The 23,416-nt window shown below is 69.8% G+C and carries 25 protein-coding genes; 10 read left to right on the top strand and 15 right to left on the bottom strand.

The window, feature by feature from the left end; all coding sequences use genetic code 11:
- Nucleotides 1-74 precede the first annotated feature (74 nt).
- From E8D38_RS07255 to phnC, 4 genes are all read right to left on the bottom strand, one after another.
- Nucleotides 75-452 carry a hypothetical protein gene (locus E8D38_RS07255; RefSeq protein ID WP_140627351.1) on the bottom strand — a complete coding sequence of 126 codons (378 nt, stop codon included), beginning with the start codon at nucleotides 450-452 and terminating at the stop codon, nucleotides 75-77.
- 231 nt (nucleotides 453-683) lie between these two features.
- Nucleotides 684-1,493: a phosphonate ABC transporter, permease protein PhnE gene (gene phnE, locus E8D38_RS07250; RefSeq protein ID WP_140627349.1), complete on the bottom strand. Its 810-nt coding sequence runs from the start codon at nucleotides 1,491-1,493 to the stop codon at nucleotides 684-686.
- 17 nt (nucleotides 1,494-1,510) lie between these two features.
- Nucleotides 1,511-2,491, bottom strand: coding sequence for a phosphonate ABC transporter substrate-binding protein (gene phnD / locus E8D38_RS07245; protein ID WP_140627347.1), 981 nt, complete (start codon nucleotides 2,489-2,491; stop codon nucleotides 1,511-1,513).
- Between the two features lie 42 nt (nucleotides 2,492-2,533).
- Nucleotides 2,534-3,385, bottom strand: coding sequence for a phosphonate ABC transporter ATP-binding protein (gene phnC / locus E8D38_RS07240; protein ID WP_140627344.1), 852 nt, complete (start codon nucleotides 3,383-3,385; stop codon nucleotides 2,534-2,536).
- Between the two features lie 297 nt (nucleotides 3,386-3,682).
- Here phnC and E8D38_RS07235 point away from each other — a divergent pair, with 297 nt between their 5' ends.
- The 4 genes from E8D38_RS07235 to E8D38_RS07220 all read left to right on the top strand — a co-directional run bounded on the left by E8D38_RS07235 (nucleotide 3,683) and on the right by E8D38_RS07220 (nucleotide 6,591).
- Entirely contained in the window at nucleotides 3,683-4,552 is an 870-nt protein-coding gene (locus E8D38_RS07235) for an NUDIX hydrolase (RefSeq protein WP_140627343.1), read from the top strand.
- 222 nt (nucleotides 4,553-4,774) lie between these two features.
- On the top strand, nucleotides 4,775-5,341 hold the full coding sequence (locus tag E8D38_RS07230; protein ID WP_140627341.1) for a cytochrome b: 567 nt from the start codon (nucleotides 4,775-4,777) through the stop codon (nucleotides 5,339-5,341).
- Between the two features lie 34 nt (nucleotides 5,342-5,375).
- On the top strand, nucleotides 5,376-5,957 hold the full coding sequence (locus tag E8D38_RS07225) for a YceI family protein (RefSeq protein WP_140627339.1): 582 nt from the start codon (nucleotides 5,376-5,378) through the stop codon (nucleotides 5,955-5,957).
- Between the two features lie 70 nt (nucleotides 5,958-6,027).
- On the top strand, nucleotides 6,028-6,591 hold the full coding sequence (locus E8D38_RS07220; RefSeq protein WP_140627467.1) for a YceI family protein: 564 nt from the start codon (nucleotides 6,028-6,030) through the stop codon (nucleotides 6,589-6,591).
- Between the two features lie 43 nt (nucleotides 6,592-6,634).
- Here E8D38_RS07220 and E8D38_RS07215 read toward each other — a convergent pair whose 3' ends face one another.
- A complete protein-coding gene (locus tag E8D38_RS07215; RefSeq protein WP_140627337.1) occupies nucleotides 6,635-7,039 on the bottom strand; it encodes a hypothetical protein in 405 nt (134 codons plus the stop codon).
- A gap of 188 nt (nucleotides 7,040-7,227) precedes the next feature.
- Between E8D38_RS07215 and E8D38_RS07210 the strand changes: the two genes are divergently transcribed.
- Together E8D38_RS07210 and E8D38_RS07205 are read left to right on the top strand one after the other, a co-directional pair.
- A complete protein-coding gene (locus E8D38_RS07210) occupies nucleotides 7,228-7,833 on the top strand; it encodes a YceI family protein (RefSeq protein ID WP_140627335.1) in 606 nt (201 codons plus the stop codon).
- Entirely contained in the window at nucleotides 7,830-8,750 is a 921-nt protein-coding gene (locus E8D38_RS07205) for an MBL fold metallo-hydrolase (RefSeq protein WP_140627333.1), read from the top strand. Before E8D38_RS07210 ends, E8D38_RS07205 begins: the two co-directional genes overlap by 4 nt.
- Nucleotides 8,751-8,760: 10 nt before the next feature.
- On the opposite strand, the gene E8D38_RS07200 is transcribed toward E8D38_RS07205, so the two are convergent.
- The 3 genes from E8D38_RS07200 to E8D38_RS07190 are packed head-to-tail and all read right to left on the bottom strand — an operon-like array spanning nucleotide 8,761 to nucleotide 10,964.
- Nucleotides 8,761-9,849, bottom strand: coding sequence for a hypothetical protein (locus E8D38_RS07200; protein ID WP_140627331.1), 1,089 nt, complete (start codon nucleotides 9,847-9,849; stop codon nucleotides 8,761-8,763).
- 18 nt (nucleotides 9,850-9,867) lie between these two features.
- Nucleotides 9,868-10,362 carry a hypothetical protein gene (locus E8D38_RS07195; RefSeq protein WP_140627329.1) on the bottom strand — a complete coding sequence of 165 codons (495 nt, stop codon included), beginning with the start codon at nucleotides 10,360-10,362 and terminating at the stop codon, nucleotides 9,868-9,870.
- Nucleotides 10,359-10,964 carry an RNA polymerase sigma factor gene (locus tag E8D38_RS07190; protein WP_140627327.1) on the bottom strand — a complete coding sequence of 202 codons (606 nt, stop codon included), beginning with the start codon at nucleotides 10,962-10,964 and terminating at the stop codon, nucleotides 10,359-10,361. The genes E8D38_RS07195 and E8D38_RS07190 overlap by 4 nt, the downstream gene beginning before the upstream one ends.
- An 820-nt stretch (nucleotides 10,965-11,784) precedes the next feature.
- Here E8D38_RS07190 and E8D38_RS07185 point away from each other — a divergent pair.
- Nucleotides 11,785-13,416: a DUF1800 domain-containing protein gene (locus E8D38_RS07185; protein ID WP_246099386.1), complete on the top strand. Its 1,632-nt coding sequence runs from the start codon at nucleotides 11,785-11,787 to the stop codon at nucleotides 13,414-13,416.
- Nucleotides 13,417-13,557: 141 nt separating this feature from the next.
- Nucleotides 13,558-14,988 carry a DUF1501 domain-containing protein gene (locus E8D38_RS07180; RefSeq protein ID WP_140627323.1) on the top strand — a complete coding sequence of 477 codons (1,431 nt, stop codon included), beginning with the start codon at nucleotides 13,558-13,560 and terminating at the stop codon, nucleotides 14,986-14,988.
- 77 nt (nucleotides 14,989-15,065) lie between these two features.
- On the opposite strand, the gene E8D38_RS07175 is transcribed toward E8D38_RS07180, so the two are convergent.
- Nucleotides 15,066-15,911 (bottom strand): SDR family oxidoreductase, encoded by an 846-nt coding sequence (locus tag E8D38_RS07175; protein WP_140627321.1) that lies wholly within the window; start codon nucleotides 15,909-15,911, stop codon nucleotides 15,066-15,068.
- A 76-nt stretch (nucleotides 15,912-15,987) separates the two neighbouring features.
- Between E8D38_RS07175 and E8D38_RS07170 the strand changes: the two genes are divergently transcribed.
- Complete coding sequence (locus E8D38_RS07170) at nucleotides 15,988-16,425, top strand: winged helix-turn-helix transcriptional regulator (protein ID WP_140627319.1); 438 nt, start codon at nucleotides 15,988-15,990, stop codon at nucleotides 16,423-16,425.
- On the opposite strand, the gene E8D38_RS07165 is transcribed toward E8D38_RS07170, so the two are convergent.
- From E8D38_RS07165 to E8D38_RS07150, 4 genes are all read right to left on the bottom strand, one after another.
- Complete coding sequence (locus tag E8D38_RS07165; RefSeq protein ID WP_140627317.1) at nucleotides 16,337-17,593, bottom strand: acyltransferase family protein; 1,257 nt, start codon at nucleotides 17,591-17,593, stop codon at nucleotides 16,337-16,339. The two genes, E8D38_RS07170 and E8D38_RS07165, sit on opposite strands and share 89 nt — an antisense overlap.
- A 76-nt stretch (nucleotides 17,594-17,669) precedes the next feature.
- Nucleotides 17,670-18,377, bottom strand: coding sequence for a LytR/AlgR family response regulator transcription factor (locus tag E8D38_RS07160; protein ID WP_140627315.1), 708 nt, complete (start codon nucleotides 18,375-18,377; stop codon nucleotides 17,670-17,672).
- The gene (locus E8D38_RS07155) at nucleotides 18,365-19,489 is read right to left on the bottom strand and encodes a sensor histidine kinase (RefSeq protein WP_181178968.1); all 1,125 of its coding nucleotides are present in this window, start codon (nucleotides 19,487-19,489) and stop codon (nucleotides 18,365-18,367) included. The genes E8D38_RS07160 and E8D38_RS07155 overlap by 13 nt, the downstream gene beginning before the upstream one ends.
- 106 nt (nucleotides 19,490-19,595) lie before the next feature.
- Entirely contained in the window at nucleotides 19,596-19,901 is a 306-nt protein-coding gene (locus E8D38_RS07150; protein ID WP_140627310.1) for an NIPSNAP family protein, read from the bottom strand.
- A gap of 136 nt (nucleotides 19,902-20,037) precedes the next feature.
- Here E8D38_RS07150 and E8D38_RS07145 point away from each other — a divergent pair, with 136 nt between their 5' ends.
- Nucleotides 20,038-20,451, top strand: a complete 414-nt coding sequence (locus E8D38_RS07145; RefSeq protein ID WP_140627308.1) for a TraR/DksA family transcriptional regulator — start codon at nucleotides 20,038-20,040, stop codon at nucleotides 20,449-20,451.
- Nucleotides 20,452-20,457: 6 nt separating this feature from the next.
- On the opposite strand, the gene E8D38_RS07140 is transcribed toward E8D38_RS07145, so the two are convergent.
- Both E8D38_RS07140 and metE read right to left on the bottom strand, forming a co-directional pair.
- Nucleotides 20,458-20,907, bottom strand: coding sequence for a response regulator (locus tag E8D38_RS07140; RefSeq protein WP_140627306.1), 450 nt, complete (start codon nucleotides 20,905-20,907; stop codon nucleotides 20,458-20,460).
- A gap of 107 nt (nucleotides 20,908-21,014) precedes the next feature.
- A complete protein-coding gene (metE, locus tag E8D38_RS07135) occupies nucleotides 21,015-23,342 on the bottom strand; it encodes a 5-methyltetrahydropteroyltriglutamate--homocysteine S-methyltransferase (RefSeq protein WP_140627304.1) in 2,328 nt (775 codons plus the stop codon).
- Nucleotides 23,343-23,416: the final 74 nt, after the last annotated feature.

The following is a 23,416-nucleotide window of genomic DNA, read 5'->3' as shown; positions in this document are numbered from 1 at the left end:
GGACTTCCGTGCCGGCGCGGCGATGACGCCTGTGCAGGCTCCATCGCTGCGCCGGGTTGCAAGCGCGACCGCGGCTACTTGCAGACTTCCTTCTTCGGATCGCAGGGCGGCGGGGGCGGCGGCTCGGTGGTCTCGCAGGTGAAGTGCGACAGCACCAGCTTGCCCGGCAGGTTGGTCGAGGCGCCCAGCAGCGTGCCGGAGGCGGTGCAGTAGAAGTGCTGCATGTTCGCGTTGACCGCCGATGCCGACGTGGTGCAGGTGTTGCCCGAAGACCAGGTCGCGTTCAAGGTGCCCGGCGCGGCACCGCCGGTCTGGTTGTTCACGAAGTGCCAGGTCCCGGTGAAGCCGCCACAAGACTGGCCGCTCAGGTTGCTCAAGTTCGCAGCTCCCGCTGTGCTGGCGGCACCTACCGCCGCCACAGCCGAGAAGAGCCAGTACAGGTTCTTCCTCATGCCCTCTCTCCTGATGCTGTGTCGGCCCGGCCTCATGAAGGTGCCGGAGCCGATCAGTCCAAGGCAGCGCGCGCCGCTGCCGAACGACCCGCGCTGCGCTCTGTCGAGTCGCTGGCGCCTGGTTGTTACAAGATGTCAGGGCAAGGGTGTGCGGGCAATTCCACTAAAGGGGAACACCCTCCGGATGCGGGGTGCGCATCAGGTCGGCCAGCAGGCCTAGGGCAGTGGCGCTCACACCAGCCGCTTGCGCAGCCATGCCGACCCGATGTCGATGAGCGACACGCTCACCACCAGCATCAGCAGCACCGCGGCCGTTTGCGCGTATTCGAAGCCGCGGATCACTTCCCACAACACCATGCCGATGCCGCCGGCGCCGACCATGCCCACCACCGAGGCCGAGCGCACATTGGCCTCGAAGCGGTAGAGCGCATAAGAGATCCACAGCGGCAGCACCTGCGGGATCACGCCGTAGACGATCTCCTCGAGCGGATGCGCGCCGGTGGCCCGTATGCCCTCGACCGGCTGCGGATCGATGGCCTCCACCGCCTCACTGAACAGCTTGGCCAGCGTGCCGGTCGTGTGCACCCACAGCGCCAGCACGCCGGCGAACGGCCCGAGCCCCACCGCCACGACGAACAGCAGCGCGAACACCATCTCGTTGATGGCGCGGCAGCCGTCGAGCAGGCGGCGCACCGGCTGATGCACCCACCACGGCGTGATGTTCCCGGAGGCCAGCAGCGCCAGCGGCACCGAGCACAGGATGGCCAGTGCGGTGCCCCACAACGCGATCTGCAAGGTGACCACCAGCTCGGCCAGGTGGTGGCGCCAGTCGCGGAAGTCGGGCGGGAAGAAGCCGTGGGCGTATTGCGCCATGTTGCCGGCGTCGCGCCACAGGTCGAGCGGGCGCATGTCAGCGCCTTGCCAGGAGGCGGCGAGCAGCGCCAGCAGGAGGCCCCAGGCGAGCAGCGTCGCGACCGGCGTGCGCGGCGGCGACGCCACCGCGGTCGCCGTCGCGGGCGAGGTCGGAGTCGATGCGTTCACGGCCTGGCCAGCGGTGATCACTGCGACCTGGGCGCCTGCCGCGCAAGCTCGGCCAGGCGCGCGTCGATCTCGGCGAGCTTCTGCGACTTCTCGGCGGCGGCGAGTGCCGCATCGGCCTCCACCTTGCTGCGCTCACGGGCCAGCTCGAGCTGGCGGATCGCGAACAGCTGGCCGTTGTCCGACGCGGTGAAGCCGGAGTAGGTGAGCGTCTTCAGGATCTCCTTCTCGCGCGCGTCCTTGCCATAGGCCAGCAGGAAGTCGCGCAGCTTGCGCTTCACCTCGACGTCGAGATCGCGGCGCCACACCAGCGGATCGCTCGCGATGAGCGGGCTGCGCCACACCTCGCGCAGCTCGGCCGCCTTCTCGGGCATCTTCATCTTCATCCGCTCGACGCCGTCGCTGGCCACCGTGGCCACGTCGACCTGCCGGTTGGCCACCGCCAGGATGTTGGTCTCGTGGTTGGCCCGGACCATGCGCTTGAAGTCGCGCGTGGCGTCCACCTTGTTCGCACTGAAGGCGTAGAAGCCCGGCACCAGCGTGCCGCTGGTGGAGTTGGGATCGCCGAAGCCGAGCGTCAGCTCCTTGCGGCTCCTGATCACGTCGTCCAGCGACTTCAGCGGGCTGTCCTTGTGCACGATCATGAGGCTCCAGTAGCCCAACGATCCGTCCACGTTCACCACCTTGGCGAACACCTCGCCCTGCGCACGGTCCACCGCTTCCATGGCCGACTTGTTGCCCATCCAGGCCAGCTGGACCTTGTTGAAGCGCATCGCCTCGATGACGCCGGCATAGTCGGGCGCGAAGAAGGTGTTGACCTTGAGGCCGGTCGCCTTGTGCATGTCGTCGAGCAGCGGCTGCCATGCGCTCTTCAAGTTGGACGACGACTCGGTGGCGATGATGCCGAAGTTGACTTCGCGCACCAGGGCCGCGGCGGGCGGGATGGCCCAGGTCGCGGCGGTGACGGCCAGCACATGGGCGATGACGGAACGGCGGTTCATGAAGGCTCCTTCGAGGCAACGACGGAAAGGGCAGGCCGCAGGTCAGGCGGCATGCAGCAGGGGCGCGGCAGCCGGCGGTCCGGCTTCGGCGCCATCGGCGCCGCTGGTGTCGTGGCTGCCGAACAGCTCGTCGCTGCGCGTGCCGTACAGCGCGCGCAGCCGCTCGGCGGACAAGGCCTGCGTGGGTCCGTCGAAGACCACCTCGCCAGCGCGCAGGGCGATGGTGCGCGGGCAGTAGGCGAACGCGTAGTCCACCTGGTGCAGCGACACCAGCACGGTGACGACCAGCTCCCGGTTCACTTCGGCCAGCAGGGACATCACCCGGCGGCTCGCCTCGGGGTCGAGCGAGGCGATCGGCTCGTCGGCCAGGACCACCCTGGCGCCTTGGACCAGCGCGCGCGAGATGGCGGCACGCTGCTGCTGGCCGCCGGACAGCGTGGAAGCGCGCTGCCATGCGCAGCCTTCGATGCCCACCCGCTGCAGCGCCTCGAAGGCGCGCCGTCGTTCGGCCGCGGGGAAACGCTGCGCCAGCGTGCGCCACAGCGGCAGGCGGTGCAGGGCGCCGGCCAGCACGTTGGTCATGACGGGCAGGCGATCGACCAGGTTGAACTGCTGGAAGATCGTGGCCACCTCGGCCCGCAGGGCGCGCACTTCGCGCGAGAGCTGGCCCCCGGCCTGCACCGGCCGGCCGAGCACCTCGATGCGCGAGACGCTGCCCGCATCGGCGCGGTGCAGCCCGCTCAGGTGACGCAGCAGGGTGGACTTGCCGGAGCCCGAGGCCCCCAGCAGCGCCACCATCTCGCCCGCCCGCACCGAAAACGACACGTCGCGCAGCGCTGCCCGGGCGCCGAAATGCTTGCGCAGCGCATCGACCTGGATCACGGCATCGCTCATGACAGCCCCTCGTCCGGCCGGTACGCCGGCCGATCCCCCGGGGGGATGCGGGCCGGCTTGGGAGCGGCCCGGCGCTCGGCCCGTGATGTCCAGGTTGACACAGGGTGTCTCATGTCGGTTCGCCTCCAGCCACCATCCGGCAAATCATCTAGATGACGCGTGACGTCGCCGTGACGTCGCCGTGACGTCGCCGTGACGTCGCCGTGACGTCGCCGTGACCCGTCCATGACGCGGGCATGACGCCGGCGCGAGATCGGCCGCCCATGCAGAATGACCGCCCCGATGGAGCGCCAACCGATGCCGACAACGAAGACCCGCTGGCCCGCCCTTGCGGCCGCCCGATCGCATGACAGGACCCGGCTGCCCTTCGTGATGGGCGGGACGGTGGTCGGCTCGGTGGCACGTGCACAGGTGCAGGCGCTGGCTGCCTTCGCACAATGGCTGCACATCGAGCCCGACCGCATCACGCTCGCCTGCACCGCCGAGACACGCGACGAGACGCTGGCCGGCATCAACCTGGCGCTGCGCGACGCCGGCCACATCGTCGCGTGGCGCGACGAGACCTATGCGGTCGTCCTGCAGCATGGCGAGCCGCCGCGCGCCCTCGTCGAACGTGCGGCGTCGCGCTTCTGGGGCATGCTCACCTTCGGAGCGCACTGCAACGGCTACGTGGCCGGCGAAGGCGGCCGCCCCACGCACCTGTGGATCGCCCGCCGGTCCTTCGACAAGCCCACCGACCCGGGCCTGCTCGACAACCTGGTGGGCGGCGGCGTGCCGTGGAACCAGACGCCCTTCGAGACGCTGGTGCGCGAGGGCTGGGAAGAAGCTGGGCTCTCCCCAGCGCAGATGCGCGAAGCGCGTCCCGGCAGCGTGCTCGAGCTGCTGCGCGACATCCCCGAAGGGCTGCAGCACGAGCACCTGTTTGCCTTCGACCTCCGCATGCCGCCCGAGGTGCGACCGGTCAACCAGGACGGCGAGGTGTGCGAGTTGCACCGCATGCCGGTGGACGAGGCGATCGAGCGCGCCGCCGGCGGCGAAATGACGGTGGACGCCGCGCTCGTGACGCTCGACTTCGCATTGCGGCATCGGCTGCTGCCGCCCGACGAGCATGAGGCGCTGCATGCCGCGCTGCAGCCACTGCACCTGCGCCCTGCGTCGTCCGGCTGACCGAGTCGCTCGATGCCGCCGACCGCCGGCGGTCGCGTTTTGAACGCCGTTCGTCCGCGACGTTCAAGCCGTTTGAACAATCGCCTCAAGCCGGCTGAACTCTCCGCACCGACCTCAACACTAAAGTGCCGCTTTACGGGACTGCGTCCGTCTCGCGGCGGCCCTCGTAGATGCAGTCGACCCGCACAGCGGCCTTGCAACAACTTTCAACAACCGACTCCGATGGCTTCCATCCCGACCCAGAGCAGCAAGCGCTACGGCGGCATCGCGATCGCCTTCCACTGGCTGCTCGCCCTGGCCATCATCGGAGCGTTCGGCGTCGGTCTGTACATGACCGGGCTGCCGTTTTCGCCGGCGCGGCTGAAGCTCTACAACTGGCACAAGTGGGCCGGTGTCACCATCCTGGCCCTGTCGGCGGCGCGCCTGCTGTGGCGCCTGGCCAACCGGCCGCCCGCGCTGCCGGCGCATGTGGCAGCCGGCATGCCGGCCTGGCAGCGCAATGCCCATCACGGCACCCACTTGCTGCTGTACCTGTTCTTCTTCGCGGTGCCGCTTTCCGGCTGGGCCTACAGCTCGGCCGCAGGCTTCCCGATCGTGTGGTTCGGCATGTTGCCGCTGCCCGACTTCGTGTCGCCCGACAAGGCGCTGGCCGAGGTGCTGAAGCTTGCGCACCACTACACCGCCTATGGCCTGGCGGCCCTGGTGGTGCTGCACGTGGCGGCCGCACTCAAGCACCAGTTCGTCGACCGCGACGGCCTGCTGCTGCGCATGTGGCCCGCCCGCGGCTGACTCGACCAACCGAAACCTGCCTCCAAGGATTCCGATGAAAACCCTCTCGACCGCGTTTGCCTCCGTTGCCGCAGCCGCCGTGCTGGTGGCCGCCGGCCCTGCCTGCGCCCAGACCCCCGCCAGGCTGGTGCCGGCCCAGAGCGAGATCGTCTTCGTGAGCAAGCAGATGGGTGTGCCGGTCGAAGGCCGCTTCAAGAAGTTCGATGCGCAGATCGCCTTCGACCCGAAGAAGCCCGAGACCGGCAAGGTGGCGTTTTCCATCGACCTCGGCAGCGCGGCGCTGGGCGCTCCCGAGACCGAAGCCGAACTGGTGAAGCCCACCTGGTTCAACGTCCCCAAGTTCCCGCAGGCCACCTTCCAGTCCACCGCCATCAAGAGCGTGGGCCCGGGCAAGTTCGAAGTGGCCGGCAAGCTCAGCATCAAGGGCAATGCGCGCGACCTGGTGGTGCCTGTGGCCCTGACGCAGGCCAATGGCGGCAGCACGGCGGTCGGCAGCTTCGCCATCAAGCGGCTCGATTTCAAGATCGGTGAAGGCGAATGGGCCGACACCTCGATGGTGGCCAACGACGTGCAGGTGAAGTTCAAGCTTGCGCTGACCGGCCTGGGTCCGTTGTGACCCGTTTCGTTCCTGCTGTTCCCCTCAACCCGAGTCACTCAACCAGCACTCACCCAAGGAGCCCCCAGTGATCCGTACCCTCGCCGTCTCCGCCGCACTCGTCGCCACGTTCGGCAGCGCCCAGGCCAGCACCTATGCCATCGACCCGACGCATACCTTCGTGACCTTCGAAGTGCCGCACTTCGGCACGTCCACCAACCGCGGCCGCTTCGACAAGAAGGAAGGCACGGTGCAGTTCGACCGCGCCGCCAAGACCGGCAAGGTGGAGCTCACGCTCGACACCACCTCCATCAACACCGGCACCGGCCCGTTCGACGGTCACCTGAAGAGCAAGGACTTCTTCAACGTCGCCGAATACCCGACCGCCAAGTTCGTGGCCGACAAGTTCGTCTTCAGCGGCGACAAGGTCAGCGAAGTGACCGGCATGCTCACCCTGCTGGGCAAGACCAACCCGGTCACGCTGAAGGCCAGCAACTTCAACTGCTACCAGAACCCGATGCTCAAGCGCGAGGTCTGCGGCGGCGACTTCGAGACCACCATCGCCCGCAGCCAGTGGGGCATGGGCTGGGGCCTGAACATGGGCATGCCCGACGCCGTGAAGCTGATCGTGCAGGTCGAGGCGGTCAAGCAGTAACGCCAGTCGCCCCCCGGTCGCCCGTCGGCCGGGGGATGCATCCTCAGCGGTTCGTCAGCAACGCGAGGTATTCCGGGTATTGCGGCGACGGCAGCGTGTCGGCAAAGCCGTCCGGCGGCAGTCGCCGCGCTGCGGTGGCCTCGGCCGCCTCATCGAGCGTGCGCTGCAAGGCGGCGCGGGCGCTGGCCTGCTGCTGCACGATGACGGCATGGCTGGACACCCGCTTGAGCTGCAGCCGTGCGGCGGCCAGGTCGTGCTGCAACTGCTCAATCTGGCGCTTGGCCTGGTCGAGGTTGCGGCTCACGTTCTGAAGCTGCTGCACATGCCGGTGCTGCTGACGCGAGAGGCTGCGGCCGTGCGTGCGGCGCTGCCACCACCATTGCAGGACCATCAGGGCCAGGCAGGCCAGACCCAACAGGGTGGCCCACTCGATCGATAAGCGAGACATCGTGCAGCCCTCCTCGAAAAACCGCCGCGGCGCAGCAATTGCATCCAAATGTATCTGCGGACCGGCTCGGGGTCCTGGTGCTTTGTCACGCTTGCCGCCCCTGCGCGGGGCATGACACCCGACCGAGGGGGCGACGCCTGCGCGCGGAGCGCCCCGTCATGCGCCATCCACCCGTGAAAATGCCGCCCATGCCTGCTGCCGCCCGACGACGCTTCACCCTCCCCGCCGCCTGGGCCCTCGCGCTGCTGGGCGTGGCCCCGCAGGTCCATGCAGAGCCGGTGAGCTACGGCCTGGACCTGACCCACACCTTCGTGCATTGGGAGGTGCTGCACATGGCCACCTCCACGTCGCGCGGCCGCTTCGACAAGCTCGAAGGCACCGTGAGCTTCGATCCGAAGGAAAAGTCCCTCGACATCGGCATCACCGTCGCCACCGATTCCATCAGCACCGGCTCGGCGCCGTTCGACGCGGTGCTCAAGGGCGCGAGCCTGCTGAACACCAAGGAACACCCGCAGGCCTGGTTCGTGGCGCGCCGCGCCACCTTTGAAGGCGAGATGCCGAAGCAGGTGCACGGCGAATTCACGCTGCGCGGCGTGAGCCAGCCGCTCACCCTGCGCGCCACCCGCTGGCGCTGCGGCCTGAACCCGCTGTTCCAGCGCGAGGTGTGCGGCGGCGACTTCGAGGCCACGCTCAAGCGCAGCGACTTCGGCATGACGCTCGCGCTGCCGCTGGTGGCCGACGAGGTGAAGCTGCTGGTGCAGGTGGAAGGCATACGCGGGGGTGTGCCGCAGTGAACGTTCCGGCGTTCCAGGGGCTTGCGGTCTTCGAGCGCGGCTGGCTGTCCTCGAACAACCTGCTGGTGCATGACGACGACGCAGGCGCCCTGCTCGTCGACACCGGCCATTGCGTGCACGCCGCGCAGACGATCGAGCTGCTGCGCCGCGCCCTTGGCGACCGGCCGCTCGGCCGCGTGGTCAACACCCACCTCCACTCCGACCACTGCGGCGGCAATGCGGCGATCGAGCGGGCCTTCGGCGTGTCGGCCCACGTACCGCGCGCCTCATGGGAAGCGGCCAGCCGCTGGGACGAGAACGCCCTCTCCTACCGCGCCACCGGGCAGCTCTGCGAGCGCTTCTCGCCGTGCGCCGGCATCGCGCCGGGCGACATGCTGCAGGCCGGCACCCGTCGCTTCGAGGTGATCGCCGCTCCCGGCCACGACCCCGAGTCGGTGATGCTCTTCGATGCGCAACACGGCCTGCTGGTTTCGGCCGACGCGCTGTGGGAGAACGGCTTCGGCGTCGTGTTCCCCGAGCTCGAGGGCGAACCGGCCTTCGACGACGTGGCCGCGGTGCTCGACCTGATCGAGCGCCTGCCGGTCCAGTGGGTCGTGCCGGGCCACGGTGCGCCGTTCTCCGACGTGGCCGGCGCCCTGCAGCGCGCCCGGGCGCGCCTGGCCGCACTGCGCGCCGACCCGGCGCGGCATGCCCGCCATGCGGTGAAGGTGCTCATCAAGTACCACCTGATGGAAGTGCGCGAGCAAGCGCTGGCCGAGCTGCTCGACTGGTGCGCAGGCACGCCGCTGCTGCTGGGGGTGCATGAGCGGCAGGGCCCGCGGGAAGCGCCGCGCGACTGGAGCCGGCGTTTCGTCGACGAACTGGTGCAGGGCGGCGCGCTGGCCTCCGACGGCCGGATCGTCCGCGACGCCGCCTGAGGCGAGCGCTTCAGCCCTTCGGCGCCGGCGCCGCGGGCGCCTTCGGGCCCGTCCTGCGAGCGCCGCGCACGTCGTAGTCGGCCGGCACGCGCATCAGCGCCGCATCGGGCTCGCCCCGCCTGAGTTTCGTCAGCCGGTACACCACCTCGGCGCTGCGCGGATCGAAGTCGCGCGAATACACGGTGAGCATCAGCTCCGGCGAGGTCCACACCTCCCGGGTGATGACGATGGGCTTTTCATTGCCGAGCTTGCCGGCCTCGATGGTCCAGGTGGTTCGCTCTCCGTTGACGCGCACGCCTTCCATGTCCTTGCTGCCCAGCGACGTGCTGACCCCGGGTCCGCGCGGCGCCAGTATCTGCGAACGCAGCGCGATGCCTTGCGGCAGCGGCAGGCTCCACGCAGGGCCCCCGGGGGGGACCGCGGCTTCGCCGCCGTCGAGCCGGAGCACCCGCACCTGCAACTCGCCGTCGTGCGGCAGCCGGCCCGGCCCGATCCAGGCTGGCGCGGGTGGCTGGGGTGGCAGGGGCGCACTCATGTCCGAAGGTTCCGCTTCGCCGTGCGGCAGGCTGCGCCCCCATTCGCGCATGCGACCGCCGAACTCGCGGCCCCATTCACGCATGTGCTCGGCGAATTCGCGCATGCGTTCGCTGTACTCGCGCCAGGTCGACGCATCGGGCAGCGGCGGCAGCAGCTCGCCCGGGCCGCGCGAACCCAGGCGGGTGGCGGTCCTGCGCTCGGGGTCGAGCAGCCAGCGCTCGCGCGCCACCGGGTCGTTGAGGTACACCCGCTTGCTGCCGTCGCGTTCGGTGTCCTGGCGGGTGCGCCCTTCGCCGTCGCGGCAGAGCCTGGTGACCTGGCGCCGCACGATGCGGTTGCCATCGGCCAGCGTCTGGATGTGCTCGTGCATCGCGTCGGCGCAATAGGGTGCGCCCTTCACGATGCGTTCGGCGCCCATCTCGCTGGCCGCGAAGGTGAAGGTGTCTTCCACCGGAGCGGGCGCTTGCGCGAGGAGCACGTCGTGCTCCTGCCCCGCGGCGGCGGCACTCCACAGCAGGCCGGCCATCAGCGCCAGCGGCGGCAGCAAGGTGCGGTTGTTCATCGTCGGCTCCTTCACGGTTCATTCACTGACGAAGCGCACCGCGAGCACGTCGCCCGCCGGGTGCAGCAGCAGTTCGGCGCGCACCGGCTCGGCCGCGCGGGCAGGGTCGTAGGGCAGGCCCATGCCGGCCAGGCTGGCGCGCGGCAGTTCGGCGTCCACCACCCAGGCGGCGCGCTGCACGTCGGGCGCTTCGCTGAACTCGCGCCAGCGTTCCGGCGCGGCCACCGGCAGGAAGGTCGTGGCGATGGCGCGCGTGGTGTCCGCCTCGGGTGGGCGCGGGTCGACCAGCAGCGCGGCCACCGAGGCCATCGCCAATGCGGCGCCCAGCGTCCAGCCGCAGGCCGCGGCGATGCGAGGCCCGCGCCGCGGCGCAAGGACCGGCGACAGGCGCGCATCGAAGGCCGACCACATGGCTTGCGCGACGGCAGGCGGCGGCTCGTGTCGCGCCAACGCGTCCCTGGCCTCGCCCAGCAACGAGGCGAGCGATACGTCTTGCGGGTTCATTGGCTTCATCGGGAGGCTCCGTCGGGCGCCGGCCCCTGGTCGAGCAGCACGGCCAGCCGCGCGCGCGCCCGGTACAGGCGGGTGCGCAAGGTGTTGAGTTCGATGCCGGCGATGCGGGCAGCTTCCACATAGGGCCGCTCCTGCAGGTCCACCAGCACCAGGGCTTCACGGAACGGCCAGGGCAGCGCCTGGATGGCGCCATGCAGGGCGGCCTCGTCCTGCCGCCGCACCAGCAGCGCCTGCGGGTCTTCTGCCGCCGGCACGTCGGGTCCATCGTCGGCCATGGCCTCGTCTTCGGGCACCAGCCGCCCCGCGCCCCGCCACAGGCCCAGCAAGGTGTGGCGCGCCATGCCGGCCAGGTAGGCGCCCAGCGGGCCGGCCGCCGCGTCATAGCCGAGCGGGCGCGAGGCGAAGCCGACGAAGGCGTCCTGCGTGGCGTCGGCCGCCCAGGACGCATTGCCGCACACCGCCAGCGCGTAGCGGTACACCGGGCCGGCATGCCGGGCATAGACGGTGGCCAGCGCGTCGCGGTCGCCCCGCGCCACCCGGTGCGCGAGCGTCGGATCGTCTGCGGCAAGGGTCTGGCGACTCCAGGGCACGAAGGGCAGCATCGTTACAAATTCAGCCTGTGATGCTCATTGGCCCGAAGCCGCCTGGAAGTTCCCGATGCGGTTCCACCGGGTCGGTGCCGCGTTCAGAACCGGTCCGCAGTGGCAAAAAGTGTGCGCTGCGGGGGACACATTCTGTTGACGAAATAAGAGAGTACGCGCACACATTGTCGACACTGACAAAAAATGCGAGCGCCCACTGACGGTCAATCATGACGAAGGCCGCAGGGGCCGCCGCCACAAAGTGTCAGGACCGATAGCCTGCAGATTTGTAACGGTGGGGACCGGACGCCGCCACCACCCTCCCGCTCGTCCGCCGGTCTTGGCGCAAAGCCGCATGAATGCTGGTTTTCCGCGGCAGTGCAGCACGGCTTGCAGCAAGTGCATCAGTGGCCGGTAAAAAATGCAAAGTGGGCGCCCGCTCACCGTTACACACACTTGGGCCTGCGGGGCTGTTTCGACGCGTAAGAGCTGCCCCAGCCGGCACGCACCCTGCATTTTTTTCGGCACAGGCGATTGACCGCATCCGCAGCGGTCCGCGGTGACCTCTTGCGACACCCCATGTCAGCTCCCCGGTCCCGCCGGATGGCCTTCCTCCAGTTTCTTTCAGGACTTGACCATGACCCGGTTGGATTTGGCGCGTTGCTCGCCGCAGCGCACTTTCTCTGCACTGTTGCTCGCGACCCTGGCCGCTTGTGGCGGCGGCGGTGGGAGCAATTCCGAGGGCCCTCAAGGCAGCAACCTCGGTTCGACCCCGGCCGCGGGGGCATCTGCCCCGGCCACCACTGCCGAAACGTCGGCGACCGTCGGCACGACGCCGACGGTGACTTCGCAAGCCACCACCAATTCGGCTGGTGAAGTGACGTGGATGACCACGGGCGAAGCCGCGCGCCTGGCCGGCCATGCCACCTTCGGCGCCACCGAGGCGGTGGTCAAGGAGATCGAAAGCTACGGCGCGACCGACTGGATCGAAGGCCAGATGCTCAAGAAGAGCTCGCGCTACACCCTGGGCGGCGACAGCCGCATCCACACCCACACCTCCACCATCAGCCTGTGCGAGCAGGACGCCTACAAGGGCGCCAACTGCTGGCGCGACTGGTACTCGACGCAGCCGCTGCTGTGGGACTTCTACCGCAACGCGATGACGCAGCCGGACCAGCTGCGCCAGCGCGTGGCCTATGCGCTGTCGCAGATCGTGGTGATCAGCGCGCTCGAAGTCTCCGGCACCTACGGCTGGCGCAATTACCACAACAGCCTGCTGGACAACGCCTTCGGCAACTACCGCACGGTGCTCAAGAAGGCCACGCTGTCGCCGCTGATGGGTGACTTCCTGAACAACGTCAACAACGACAAGGCGGCGCCCAACGAGAACTACGCACGCGAGTTGCTCCAGCTGTTCTCGATCGGCACCTGCGAGCTCAACATGGACGGCTCCCTCAAGGGCGGCAAGTGCATCCCCACGTACGACAACGTGATGGTGCGCAACTACGCCTACGCGCTCACCGGCTGGACCTACCCCGCCGGCGGCCAGAACGCGTGGAACCTGTGCCTGCCGCAGGGCGCCAACTGCCGTTACTACGGCGGCGACATGGTGGGCATCCAGAAGTACCACGACATCACCCAGCGTTCGCTGCTTTCCGGCGTCACCGTGCCGGCCAGCAGCACGCCCGATTCGGCGCTCGAGAAGGTGCTCGACAGCGTGATGAACCATCCGAACATCGCGCCCTTCGTCGGCCGCCAGCTGATTCAGCGCCTGGTGATGAGCAACCCGTCGCCCGCCTACACCCAGCGCGTGGCGCAGGCGTTTGCCGCCGGCAAGTTCCAGAACTTCGGCACGGGCCAGCGCGGCGACCTGGCCGCCACCGTGGCCGCGGTGCTGCTCGACCCGGAAGCGCTCAGCATGACCCCCGCGGCCAGCGGCGGCAAGCTGCGCGAGCCGGTGCTGATGTTCACCGGCCTGCTGCGCCTGCTCGGTGGCTACACCGACGGTGAGCCGTTCGCATGGTGGTGGGGCGAGACGCTGCAGCAGCACGTGTTCCGTCCGCCTTCGGTCTTCAACTACTACCCGCCCGACTACCCGGTCGCCGGCACCTCGCTGCGCGGCCCCGAGTTCGGCATCCACAACGCCAGCACGCACATCTCGCGCCTGAACTTCCTCAACTACGTGCTGTGGTGGGGCGGCTCCGCGCCCGTGGACACCGTGCCCGGCGCCACCGGCACCAAGCTGTCGAGCCTGGCGGTGTGGGAAGCCGACTCCGACAACGTGCCCAAGCTGGTGGACCGCATGTCGGTCATCGCCACCGGCCGCACGCTGCCGGCCGGCACGCGGGAATCGGTGATCAAGGCGGTCGAGGCGTTCACGCCGACCAACAGCCCGACGCACTACAAGACCAGCCGCGTCAAGCAGGCGGCCTGGCTCGTGTTTGCATCGCCCCAGTACCAGATCCAGCGCTAGTGATGACGCCCACCCCCGTAGCGCCTGCGGCGCTCCCCCTCAAGGGGGCGACGCTGCCGGACCGGCAAAGCCGGATCCGCGGCGTCCGCGCGGCAACACCTCATTCGTGCGCCTAAGCGCACAACGCAATGGAGCAATGACATGAATTCGAATCTCAACCGCCGCCGCTGGCTGCAGATGGCCGGCACCGCTGCCGGCGCCCTGGGCACCGGCTCGCTGGGCAACCTGCTGCTGGCCACGCAGGAGGCGCGTGCCGCTGGTGACTACAAGGCGCTGGTGTGCGTGTTCCTGTACGGCGGCAACGACGGCCTCAACAGCATCGTCCCGACCGACGCCACCCGCTACAACCAGTACAGCTCGGTGCGCGGCGCCCTGGCGCTGCCGCAGGGCAGCCTGGTGGGGCTGGCGAACAGCGACTACGGCTTGCATCCGTCGCTGGCCCGGCTGGAGCCGGTCTGGCGTGCCGGCCACCTGGCGCCGGTGTTCAACGTGGGCCCGCTGTATGCGCCGGTCACCAAGGCCGAGTTCATGGCGGCGCCGGCTTCGTCGCCGCTGCGGCCCGACGCACTGTTCTCGCATTCCGACCAGCAGACGCTGTGGGAGACCGGCGGCACCAACGCGCTGTGGCGCACCGGCTGGGGCGGCCGTGCCTCGGTGACGATGGGCACCGCCAACCCGGTCATCTCGGTGGGCGGCAACGGCCGCTTCGGCCTGTCGCTGCAGGCAGCACCCCTGGTGCTGCCCGCCCCCGGCTCGACGCTCGGCGTCATCGGCATCCAGGGCGCCGACCTCACCTACGGCCCGGCCGCGCGCCGCAAGGAAGCGCTCGAGGCGATGTATGCGCAATCGCAGAACCTCAACCTCGCCACCGCCCTGTCGGCTCAGCATGCCAAGGCCAACGAGGCCGCGGCGCGCCTGTCCAACGTGGTGAAGGTGCAGCCGGGCGACGCCAATGCCTCGGCCGGCATCAACGCCGGCTTCGCCAACGTCATCAGCGGCGGCCAGCTCACCAGCGGCCTTGCCAAGCAGATGTACCAGATCGCCAAGCTGGTGGAAGCCAACGCCACCGTGGGCGGCAACCGCCAGATCTTCTTTGCCACGCTGGGCGGCTTCGACACCCACGCGGGCCAGATCGGCACGGCCGTCACCAACGGCCTGCATGCCAACCTGCTGAAGGAACTGGGCGATGCGCTGGCGGCCTTCAACGCGGCCATGGCCAACATCGGCATGGGCCAGCAGGTCACCACCTTCACGCAGAGCGACTTCGGCCGCACCTTCAAGCCCAACAACAGCAAGGGCACCGACCATGCGTGGGGCAACATGCACTTCGTGATGGGCGGCGCGGTGAAGGGCGGCATGACCTACGGCGCCTACCCCGAGCTGGTGCTCGGCGGCCCGAACGACGCCGGCGACAGCGGCTGGGAGAAGCAGGGCCGCTGGATCCCGACCGCCAGCGTGGACCAGTACGCCGCCACGCTGCTGCGCTGGTTCGGCGCGGGCGAGGCGCAGCTCGACGAGATCCTGCCGAACCTGCGCAACTTCGGCACCAAGCGTTCGCTCGGTTTCGTCTGAGCCTTCGGGCCCTTTTTCTGCCTTTTCGGCCGGCAGCCGCTGCGGTGACGCAGCGGCTGCTTTTCTTTCCGGTCGGACTACGCCAGCGCGGCGGCCACCACCTGCGACAGCGGCGTGGTGGGACGCCCGATCAGCCGCGAAAGCACACGGCCGTCGTCGAACAGCGCCCCATTCGACGCGTCGACGTCCCATGAAGCGATCGCCTGCGCCAGCGCGGGCGGCAGGCCGAAGCCGGCCAGCGCCCCCGCATAGTCGGCGGGCGGCAGGTTGTTGTAGGCGACGGCCTTGCCGGCCTGGCGGGACACCTCGGCCGCCAGGTCGGCCAGCGTGCAGGCATCGTCGCCGGCCAGCTCGTACACCCGCCCCTCGTGGCCAGGCGTGGTGAGCACCACCGCCGCCGCCTCGGCGAAGTCGGCGCGCGCGGCCCACGAGATGCGGCCCTCCCCCGCGCTGCCGATCAGGGCCCCATGGGCCACCGCCGCGGCCAGCGACCCGGTGTAGTTCTCGGTGTACCAGCCGTTGCGCAGCACGGTGAACGCCAGGCCGCTGGCCTTCACCATGGCCTCGGTCTCCAGATGCTCGGCCGCCAGGCTCAGCGGCGACACATCGGCATGCAGCAGGCTGGTGTAGACGATGCGGCCCACGCCGGCGGCGCGCGCTGCGTCGATCACGTTGCGGTGCTGAGCCACGCGCTGCCCCACTTCGCTGGAAGAGATGAGCAGCAGCGTCTCGACTCCCGCCAGCGCCGGAGCCAGCGTCTCGGGGCGGTCGTAGTCGGCTGCGCGAGCGGTCACGCCAAGGCCGGCCGCCTTGGCCGGGTCGCGCACCAGCGCCAGCAGCGCGCCGGCGCCCACGCGCGACTTGAGTTGTTCGATGACGAGGCGGCCGAGCTGGCCGGTCGCGCCGGTGACGGCAATGGTCATGGTGGAGTCCTTGGCAGTGAGAAAGCGGAACAAGGCGCGACTGTAGGATTGGCACTTACTTTTCGGAAGTACGCACATGAAGGTAAGTACCACGGCCCCGCGCGCACCCGCCGGCACGCCCCGTCGCAAGCCCCCGCTGGTGCGCGGCGACCTGCGCGCCGAGATGTGCCCTTCGCGGCAGGTGCTGCAGCACATGACCAGCCGCTGGGGCGTGCTGGTCCTCATGGTGCTGGCCGAGCGCACGCATCGCTTCGCCGAGCTGCGGCGCGCCGTGGGCGGCGTGAGCGAACGCATGCTGGCGCAGACGCTGCAATGCCTGGAGTCCGACGGCCTCGTGCTGCGGGTCGCGCACGACGTGGTGCCGCCCCACGTGGACTACAGCCTCACGCCGCTGGGCCGCGGCGCTGCGGCGCACGTGGTGGGACTCACCGACTGGATCGAGACCCACATGCCGCAGGTGATGGCGGCTCGCGCCCGCTACCAGGCGAGGCCTGCACAACGCCGGGCCGCCTGAGCGGCTGGCCTGGAGGGCCGGCCAGCCCGAAGCACGGCCGCAGCCACCCGACCCGCCGCACCGCTTCGTAGCCGGCGAAGCTCAGCACGAAGGTACCCACCACCAGCAGCGGCCCTTCGAGCGCCGGCTGCCAGCCGAGCGGCAGCAGCGCCTGCGAAAGCAGCACGGTCACCGTCTGGTGAAGGATGTAGATCGGGAACACCGCCTCGGTGAGGTAGGGCCGCCAGGCATGGTCGCGGTTGAAGTGCAGCACCGCGAAGCCGAGCACGGCCACGATGGCGCACCACTGCACGCAGGCGTACACCGAGCGGGCCACCATGCGCAGCGGCTCGGGCGCCGGCACCTGCGGCGTGTAGGCCGCCGCAAAGGCCACCAGCAGGGCCCAGCCGGTCAGCGCGACCAGCAGGGCGAACCAGCGCCAGGGCACGAACTGCCGCCACAGGTCCGGCGCACGGGCCAGCGCCGCACCGAGCAGGAAGACGCTCAGGTAGGTGGCATGGTTGAACCAGTCGTCCAGCAGGGCATGGGTGGACGGGAAGCGCGGCGCGAGCGACAGCCGCAGCAGCGCCAGCACGGCGATGGGCACGATGATGAGCCGCGCGCCGCCCAGCGCCTGCGGCAGCCGGCGGCCCATCGCGTCGAGCAGGCCCGGCGCCAGCCGCAGCAGCGTCCACAGCGCCGCGGTGTAGCACCACAGGTAGGCCACGAACCACAGGTGGTTCCAGGTCGGCAGGATGAGGCACTGCCCGGGCTTGGCGCAGAAGCCGCCGTAGCCGGTGAAGTACAGCCGCAGGAAGTCGAGGTAGCCGCCCGCGTAGCCGTGCTTGTGCAGCACCTCGAAGTACGCCTGCGGCGGCACGATCACCGCCATGCCGAACAGCAGCGGCCACAGCAGGCGCTTGGAGCGGCTGCCCATGAAGCCGGCTCGCCCGCGCTGCAGCAGCAGCGACGTGGCGGCACCCGACACCAGGAAGAGCAGCGACAAACGCCACGGCGAGCTCAGCCGCATCCACGGCTCGAGCGCGCCGTCGGCGAACGGGCTCTTCACGTGCCAGTCCCAGCTCACGTAGTACATGCCCACGTGATAGACGATGAGCAGCGCGAACGCGCCGATGCGCAGCCAGTCGAGGAAGTACAGCCGCGAGGTGGAGGTGTGGGGTGCATTCATGCCGCAAGCCTAGGAAGGCCACGGCGCACTCGCCAGCGCGTTGGGGCGAAACGGGCCTCGCGTGTGGCGATCCGGATCAGCCGTGGCGCTGCAGCCGCGACATCACCTCGGTGCGGTACTGCCGGCTGCACGGCACTTCGGCGCCGCCGCGCAGGCGCAGCGTGGCATCGCCCTTGTCACGCGGCAGCACTTCGGCCACCTGCGCCAGCGCCACCGCGGCGCTGCGGTGGGTGCGCACGAAGGCCTCGCCGAGGTCGGCCAGCAGGCCGGCCAGGGTGCGCCGCATCAGCAGGGCCCGGCCGCCGGCATGCACGGTCACGTAGTTGTCGGCCGCCTCCAGCCAGTCGATGTCGCGGCACGGCACCACGTGGGTCCGGCCGCGGTCGGCGATCAGCAGCTGCGCCGGCACCGCCGCAGCGGCACGAGGGAGCGCCTCGCGTGCCTGCAGCTTGGCCACCGCCCGCGCCAAGCGTTCCGGCTCCACCGGCTTGAGCAGGTAGTCGATCGCGTCGGCCTCGAAGGCCTGCAGCGCGTACTGGTCGTAGGCGGTGACGAACACCACCACCGGCCGCGGGTCGGGCAGCGAGGCGGCCACGTCGAGCCCGCCGACCTCGGGCATCTGCACGTCGAGGAACAAGGCATCGGGATTCAGCTGCGCGGCCATTTGCAGGGCCATCGCACCGTCGGAGGCTTCGCCGGCCACCTCGACCTGCGGCAGCGCGGCCAGCAGGCGCCGCAGGCGCGCGCGGGCCGGGGCTTCGTCGTCGACGATCAGGACACGCATGGCAGCTCCACCGTGGCCACGACGCCGGGTGCACCGTCGCGCTGCCGCACTTCCAGGCGGGCCTCGTCGCCATGCAGCACCGCCAGACGCTGCCGCAGGTTGCCCAGGCCCACGCCGTCGGGCGGCGGCGAGGTGGCGAGCACGCCGGCATCGTCTTCCACCACGATGCGCAGGCGCTGTGCCGAGGCGTCGAGCTGCGCCGACACCTTGATGCTGGTCGGCGCGATGCGCCGCTCGACCCCATGGCAGAAGCAGTTCTCGAGCAGCGGCTGCAGCCCCAGTGTGGGCACGAGGCAGGCGCGGGCACGCGGGTCGATGTCCCACTGCAGCCGCACCCGGTCGGCAAAGCGCTCGCACATGATGGCCGCATAACCTTCGAGCAGCGCCAGCTCCTCGGCCAGCGGCTGCTGCGGACGCCGGCTCACGTCCGTGGCGGCCCGCAGCAGCGCGGCCAGCCGCATCAGCAGCGTGTCGGCCAGCTGCGGGTCGGTGTGGATCAGCGACGACACCGTGTTGAGCGCGTTGAACAGGAAGTGCGGCTGCAGCTGCTGCGTGAGCTGCGCCAGCTGGGCCTGCTGCGACAGCCGCGCGAGGCGCTCGGCGCGCAGGCGTTCGGCATGCCAGGCGAGGTAGGAGCGCAGGCCGAACTGCAGCCCGCTGAAGAGCAGGTAGAAGATCGAGAACTTGAGCGCCTCGTAGAAGAAGGCCGCGCCCAGCGATTCGCGCCCGTGCGGCAGCCCGGCCAGTTCGCGCACGCCCCAGCGCAGGCCGAAGATGGCGAGCACGAAACCGGCCGCCAGCAGCGGCAGCCACACCAGCACGCGGGCGAACCAGCGCGCCGGACTCGCGAGCAGCGGGTCGAGCCGCTGCACGAGGCGCCATTGCGCCACCGCGATCGCGGTGGCCACCAGGGCCGAGCTGCCCTCGCCCAGCACCGGTCGCCACCACCAATGGCGCGAGCCGTCGCGCCATTCCTCCTGCACCCCCACCAGCAGCATCAGCAGCCAGAACGCGGCCCATGCGAGCAGCAGGCCGTTGCGCAGGCGCGGCAGCACGGGGTCGAGGATGTCGGACGCCCGAACGTGCCGCTCGACGGACGGGTCAAGTTTCATGGGCACGAAACCTGACATCGGCATGAAAGGCAACCCCTGCATCGAGCAGCGTGATGGCGGATGCGCGAGGCGGTCGGCTCATCTGAGCTGCGAATCGAACGAGCGGTCAGCCGAACACAGGACGGAAGAAGCTTCGCTCGTAGCTGACGATGCACTTCGTCTCGTCGGCGTACCTGAATGCAGCCTGGCACTCAGGATCCTGGAAGGACCTGGTTCGGTATTCCTCGTAGAGCGCGAGGGAGGGGAACGTGAAGATGGCGAGCGCAACGTTGTTCGCCCCCTCGGCGGGAAGGAAGTAACCGAGGTGCTTTCCGCCGAACTTCTCGACAAGCGGAATCCACAGCTTGCCGTAGTGCTCGAACTCCTTGAGCTTCGATGCGTCGACGATGTAGCGGAGATAGCAGGCGATCATGAGGGCTGGCCCCTTGAGGGGCATTGAACTGGAGCGCAATCGTAGCGCTCGGTTGATGCCGGCAGCCCGCAACGAGCTCCGGGCTGAGGGCACATCGCTTGCCGCCCAGGAGCAATACCCTCACCAGGAGATCAAGATGAGCGAACTTGCCGAAGCAGACCTGCGCGATCTGCAGCGACGGCTCGACCAGCGAGAGGCGCAGCTGCAGGCAGAGGTCCGCAGCGGCCGGGCGGCTGCGGGCGACAAGCCGAGTGCCGTGCCCCACAGCCATGTGCAGGACGACGGCGAGGTGGCCGAGGAGCGCATCCGTGGTGCGGTGCGTCATGCCGACGAGGAGCGCGACATCGAGGAGTTGCGCCAGATCGAGGCGGCGCGGGAGCGCATGGCCCAGGACCGCTACGGCCGCTGCGTGGACTGCGATGCCGACATTCCGCTGGCGCGCCTGCAGGCGCAGCCGGCTGCCGAACGCTGCCTGGGCTGCCAGGAAGCCTACGAACAGGCCCACCCGGCCAAGCCCCGGCTGCCGCCGGAACTCGGCTCGCGTCCTTAGGGCCGGTCAACGATACGGGTAGGCGTGGGCCGGGTCGGCCTTGCGGCCGGTGAGCGCGCGCCGCAGGCCGTTCTCCAGCACGTCCATCTGCAGCGGCTTCACCCAGCATTCGAAGGCGCCGAGGCTCATGGCCTTCAGGATGTCCATGGTGAGCCGGTCGCCGGTGAGGATGTTGATGCGCGGCTTGTAGAAGTCGAAGTCGGCGCTGAGCATGCGCACCACCTCGAGGCCGCCGGTGTCGGGCAGGTGCATGTCGAGCAGGATCAGATCGGGCCGCTCTTCACGGGCGACCTTCACGCCCTCCACCCCCGAACCGGCCTGCAGCAGCGTCACGCCAGGAAACCGCGTCAGCATCGCCTCGACCATGGCCATGCTGGTCGGATCGTCCTCGATGTACAGGACCTTGCCCGTGATCGCTTCTTCGCTGGACGGGCTGTCTGCCTCGACTGGCGCCATGTTGTTCCTCCACTGTGCGTGCGCCCCGCCGGGCAGCTTATCCCTGCGGAGCGCGCGACGCACATGGGGTTTTGGCTAGGTTTCCGCAAGGCCCCCGCAGCCGCCGGTTACAACCTCGCGCTCAGGGGCGCCGGCGCCGTCTCCTGCTGCTGCGCTCGTGCCGGGAACAGGCGCTCGCGCAGGGCCCGGGCGGCCTGCACCATCCGCCGCAAGGCTTCCTCGGTTTCCGGCCAGCCACGGGTCTTGAGGCCGCAGTCCGGGTTGACCCACAGCCGCTCGGGCGGGATCACGCCGGCCGCCCGGTCCAGCAGCGCCAGCATTTCCTCCGGCGACGGCAGCCGGGGCGAATGGATGTCGTAGACGCCGGGGCCGATCTCGTTCGGGTAGGCGAAGCGGCCGAAGCCGTCGAGCAGCTTCATGCGCGAACGCGAGGTCTCGATCGTGATCACGTCGGCATCCATCGCGGCGATCGACGGCAGGATGTCGTTGAACTCCGAATAGCACATGTGGGTGTGGATCTGCGTCGCGTCGGCCACGGTGCACGAGGCCAGCTTGAAGGCGCGCACCGCCCAGGCGAGGTAGGCGTCCCAGTCGGCCCGGGCCAGCGGCAGCCCTTCGCGGAAGGCCGGCTCGTCGATCTGGATGATGCGGATGCCGGCCGCCTCGAGGTCCTTGACCTCGTCGCGGATGGCCAGCGCGATCTGCAGCGCCGTCTGCTCGCGCGGCTGGTCGTCGCGCACGAAGGACCACTGCAGCATCGTCACCGGACCGGTGAGCATGCCCTTCATCGGCCGCTCGGTGAGCGACTGCGCATAGCGCGCGGTGTCGACCGTCATCGGCTCCGGGCGGAACACGTCGCCGTAGATGATGGGCGGCTTGACGCAGCGCGAGCCGTAGCTCTGCACCCAGCCGTTGTCGCTGAAGGCGAAGCCCCACAGCCGCTCGCCGAAGTACTCGACCATGTCGTTGCGCTCGGCCTCGCCGTGCACCAGCACGTCCAGGCCCAGCGCTTCCTGGCGGGCCACCGCGTCGGCGATTTCGGCGCGCATGCGCTGCAGGTAGTCGAACGCCCCGAGCTCGCCGCGCTTGTGCGCCGCACGCACGGCACGGATGGCCGGCGTCTGCGGGAACGAGCCGATGGTGGTGGTGGGCAGCGGCGGCAGCTGCAGCGCGGCACGCTGCAGCTCGGCGCGCCGGGCATAGGGGCTGTTGCGCTGCGTCATCGACTCGTCGACACCGGCGAGGCGGCGGCGCACCCAGGCGTTGTGCACGCGCGGCGCTTCGCGCCGGGCAGCGATCGCGGCGTCGGCCTCGGCCAGCTCCTCGCGCACGACGGCCGTGCCCTCGTTGAGCGCGCGGCCCAGCACGGCGAGTTCCTGCAGCTTCTCGTGGGCGAAGGCGAGCCAGCCGCGCACGTCGGCCGGCAGCGACGGCCCCTCGAAGGCCAGCGACACCGGCACGTGCAGCAGCGAACAGGAAGGCGCGACCCACAACCGGTCGCCCAGCGCCTGCTGCAGCGGCTGCAGGCGCGAGAGTTCGCGGCGCAGGTCGCAGCGCCAGATGTTGCGGCCGTCGATCACGCCCGCCGACAGCACCCAGTGCGACGGCAGGTGCGCGAGCCACGTGTCGAGCTGGCGCGGGGCACGCACGAGGTCGAGGTGGATGCCTTGCACCGGCCATTGCGCGATGCGCTCGGCGTGCTGGTCCACCCGCTCGAAATAGGTGGCCAGCAGCAGCCGGGGTGCATCGGCCGCGGCCACCTGCAGCATCGTTCCGGCGGCATCCAGCCAGGCGGGCGGCAGGTCGAGCGCGAGCGCGGGTTCGTCCAGCTGCACCCATTCGACGCCCTGTGCCTTCAGCCGCTTGAGCACCGCGGCATAGGCCGTCGCCAGCGCGGGCGCGAGGCCCAGGCGGTCGAAAGCCGGGTCGGCCGAACGCGCCAGCCACAGGAAGGTGAGCGGTCCCACCAGCACCGGCTTGGCCGCGAAGCCTTCGGCCTGCGTCTCGGCCACCGCCTCGTACAGCCACTCGACACCCTCGCCGAACTGCGTGCCCGGCCCCACCTCGGGCACCAGCACGTGGTAGTTGGTGTCGAACCACTTGGTCATGGCCATGGCCGGCTGCGACGGCGTGCCGCGCGCGAGCTTGAAGCTGTCGGCGAGCGTCATGCGACGCGCATCGAGTCCGAACCGCTCCGGCACCGCGCCCAGCAGCAGCGCCGTGTCGAGCAGGTGGTCGTACCAGGCGAAGTCGCCCGCGGTGACCCTGGCCAGCCCGGCGGCCGCCTGCAGGGCGCGGTTGCGCCGGCGCAGGGCCAGCCCGGTCTCTTGCAGCGCGGCTTCGCCGCTCTCGCCGCGCCAGAAGCTCTCGACGGCGAACTTCAACTCGCGCTGCGCGCCGATGCGCGGCAGGCCGAGGACATGTGTTTGGGCCATGGCTGGTGCATTTCCGTGATGACAGAGCCCGGCAGTCTCGGGAACCGGCCCCCTACAATCAAGCGAAAGTTTTT

Origin of the sequence: Methylibium rhizosphaerae, from assembly GCF_006386545.1 — a bacterium.
GTDB lineage: Bacteria > Pseudomonadota > Gammaproteobacteria > Burkholderiales > Burkholderiaceae_C > Pseudorivibacter > Pseudorivibacter rhizosphaerae.
This window is presented reverse-complemented; position numbering and strand designations above follow the sequence as displayed.

What these genes read in the sequence shown, in the direction of transcription:
- E8D38_RS07255 (WP_140627351.1), bottom strand. Translation starts at nt 452, where the DNA reads ATGAGGAAGAACCTGTACTGGCTCTTCTCGGCTGTGGCGGCGGTAGGT.
- phnD (WP_140627347.1), bottom strand. Translation starts at nt 2,491, where the DNA reads ATGAACCGCCGTTCCGTCATCGCCCATGTGCTGGCCGTCACCGCCGCG.
- phnC (WP_140627344.1), bottom strand. Translation starts at nt 3,385, where the DNA reads ATGAGCGATGCCGTGATCCAGGTCGATGCGCTGCGCAAGCATTTCGGC.
- E8D38_RS07235 (WP_140627343.1), top strand. Translation starts at nt 3,683, where the DNA reads ATGCCGACAACGAAGACCCGCTGGCCCGCCCTTGCGGCCGCCCGATCG.
- E8D38_RS07230 (WP_140627341.1), top strand. Translation starts at nt 4,775, where the DNA reads ATGGCTTCCATCCCGACCCAGAGCAGCAAGCGCTACGGCGGCATCGCG.
- E8D38_RS07225 (WP_140627339.1), top strand. Translation starts at nt 5,376, where the DNA reads ATGAAAACCCTCTCGACCGCGTTTGCCTCCGTTGCCGCAGCCGCCGTG.
- E8D38_RS07215 (WP_140627337.1), bottom strand. Translation starts at nt 7,039, where the DNA reads ATGTCTCGCTTATCGATCGAGTGGGCCACCCTGTTGGGTCTGGCCTGC.
- E8D38_RS07210 (WP_140627335.1), top strand. Translation starts at nt 7,228, where the DNA reads ATGCCTGCTGCCGCCCGACGACGCTTCACCCTCCCCGCCGCCTGGGCC.
- E8D38_RS07200 (WP_140627331.1), bottom strand. Translation starts at nt 9,849, where the DNA reads ATGAACAACCGCACCTTGCTGCCGCCGCTGGCGCTGATGGCCGGCCTG.
- E8D38_RS07195 (WP_140627329.1), bottom strand. Translation starts at nt 10,362, where the DNA reads ATGAAGCCAATGAACCCGCAAGACGTATCGCTCGCCTCGTTGCTGGGC.
- E8D38_RS07190 (WP_140627327.1), bottom strand. Translation starts at nt 10,964, where the DNA reads ATGCTGCCCTTCGTGCCCTGGAGTCGCCAGACCCTTGCCGCAGACGAT.
- E8D38_RS07180 (WP_140627323.1), top strand. Translation starts at nt 13,558, where the DNA reads ATGAATTCGAATCTCAACCGCCGCCGCTGGCTGCAGATGGCCGGCACC.
- E8D38_RS07175 (WP_140627321.1), bottom strand. Translation starts at nt 15,911, where the DNA reads ATGACCATTGCCGTCACCGGCGCGACCGGCCAGCTCGGCCGCCTCGTC.
- E8D38_RS07170 (WP_140627319.1), top strand. Translation starts at nt 15,988, where the DNA reads ATGAAGGTAAGTACCACGGCCCCGCGCGCACCCGCCGGCACGCCCCGT.
- E8D38_RS07165 (WP_140627317.1), bottom strand. Translation starts at nt 17,593, where the DNA reads ATGAATGCACCCCACACCTCCACCTCGCGGCTGTACTTCCTCGACTGG.
- E8D38_RS07160 (WP_140627315.1), bottom strand. Translation starts at nt 18,377, where the DNA reads ATGCGTGTCCTGATCGTCGACGACGAAGCCCCGGCCCGCGCGCGCCTG.
- E8D38_RS07155 (WP_181178968.1), bottom strand. Translation starts at nt 19,489, where the DNA reads ATGAAACTTGACCCGTCCGTCGAGCGGCACGTTCGGGCGTCCGACATC.
- E8D38_RS07150 (WP_140627310.1), bottom strand. Translation starts at nt 19,901, where the DNA reads ATGATCGCCTGCTATCTCCGCTACATCGTCGACGCATCGAAGCTCAAG.
- E8D38_RS07145 (WP_140627308.1), top strand. Translation starts at nt 20,038, where the DNA reads ATGAGCGAACTTGCCGAAGCAGACCTGCGCGATCTGCAGCGACGGCTC.
- E8D38_RS07140 (WP_140627306.1), bottom strand. Translation starts at nt 20,907, where the DNA reads ATGGCGCCAGTCGAGGCAGACAGCCCGTCCAGCGAAGAAGCGATCACG.
- metE (WP_140627304.1), bottom strand. Translation starts at nt 23,342, where the DNA reads ATGGCCCAAACACATGTCCTCGGCCTGCCGCGCATCGGCGCGCAGCGC.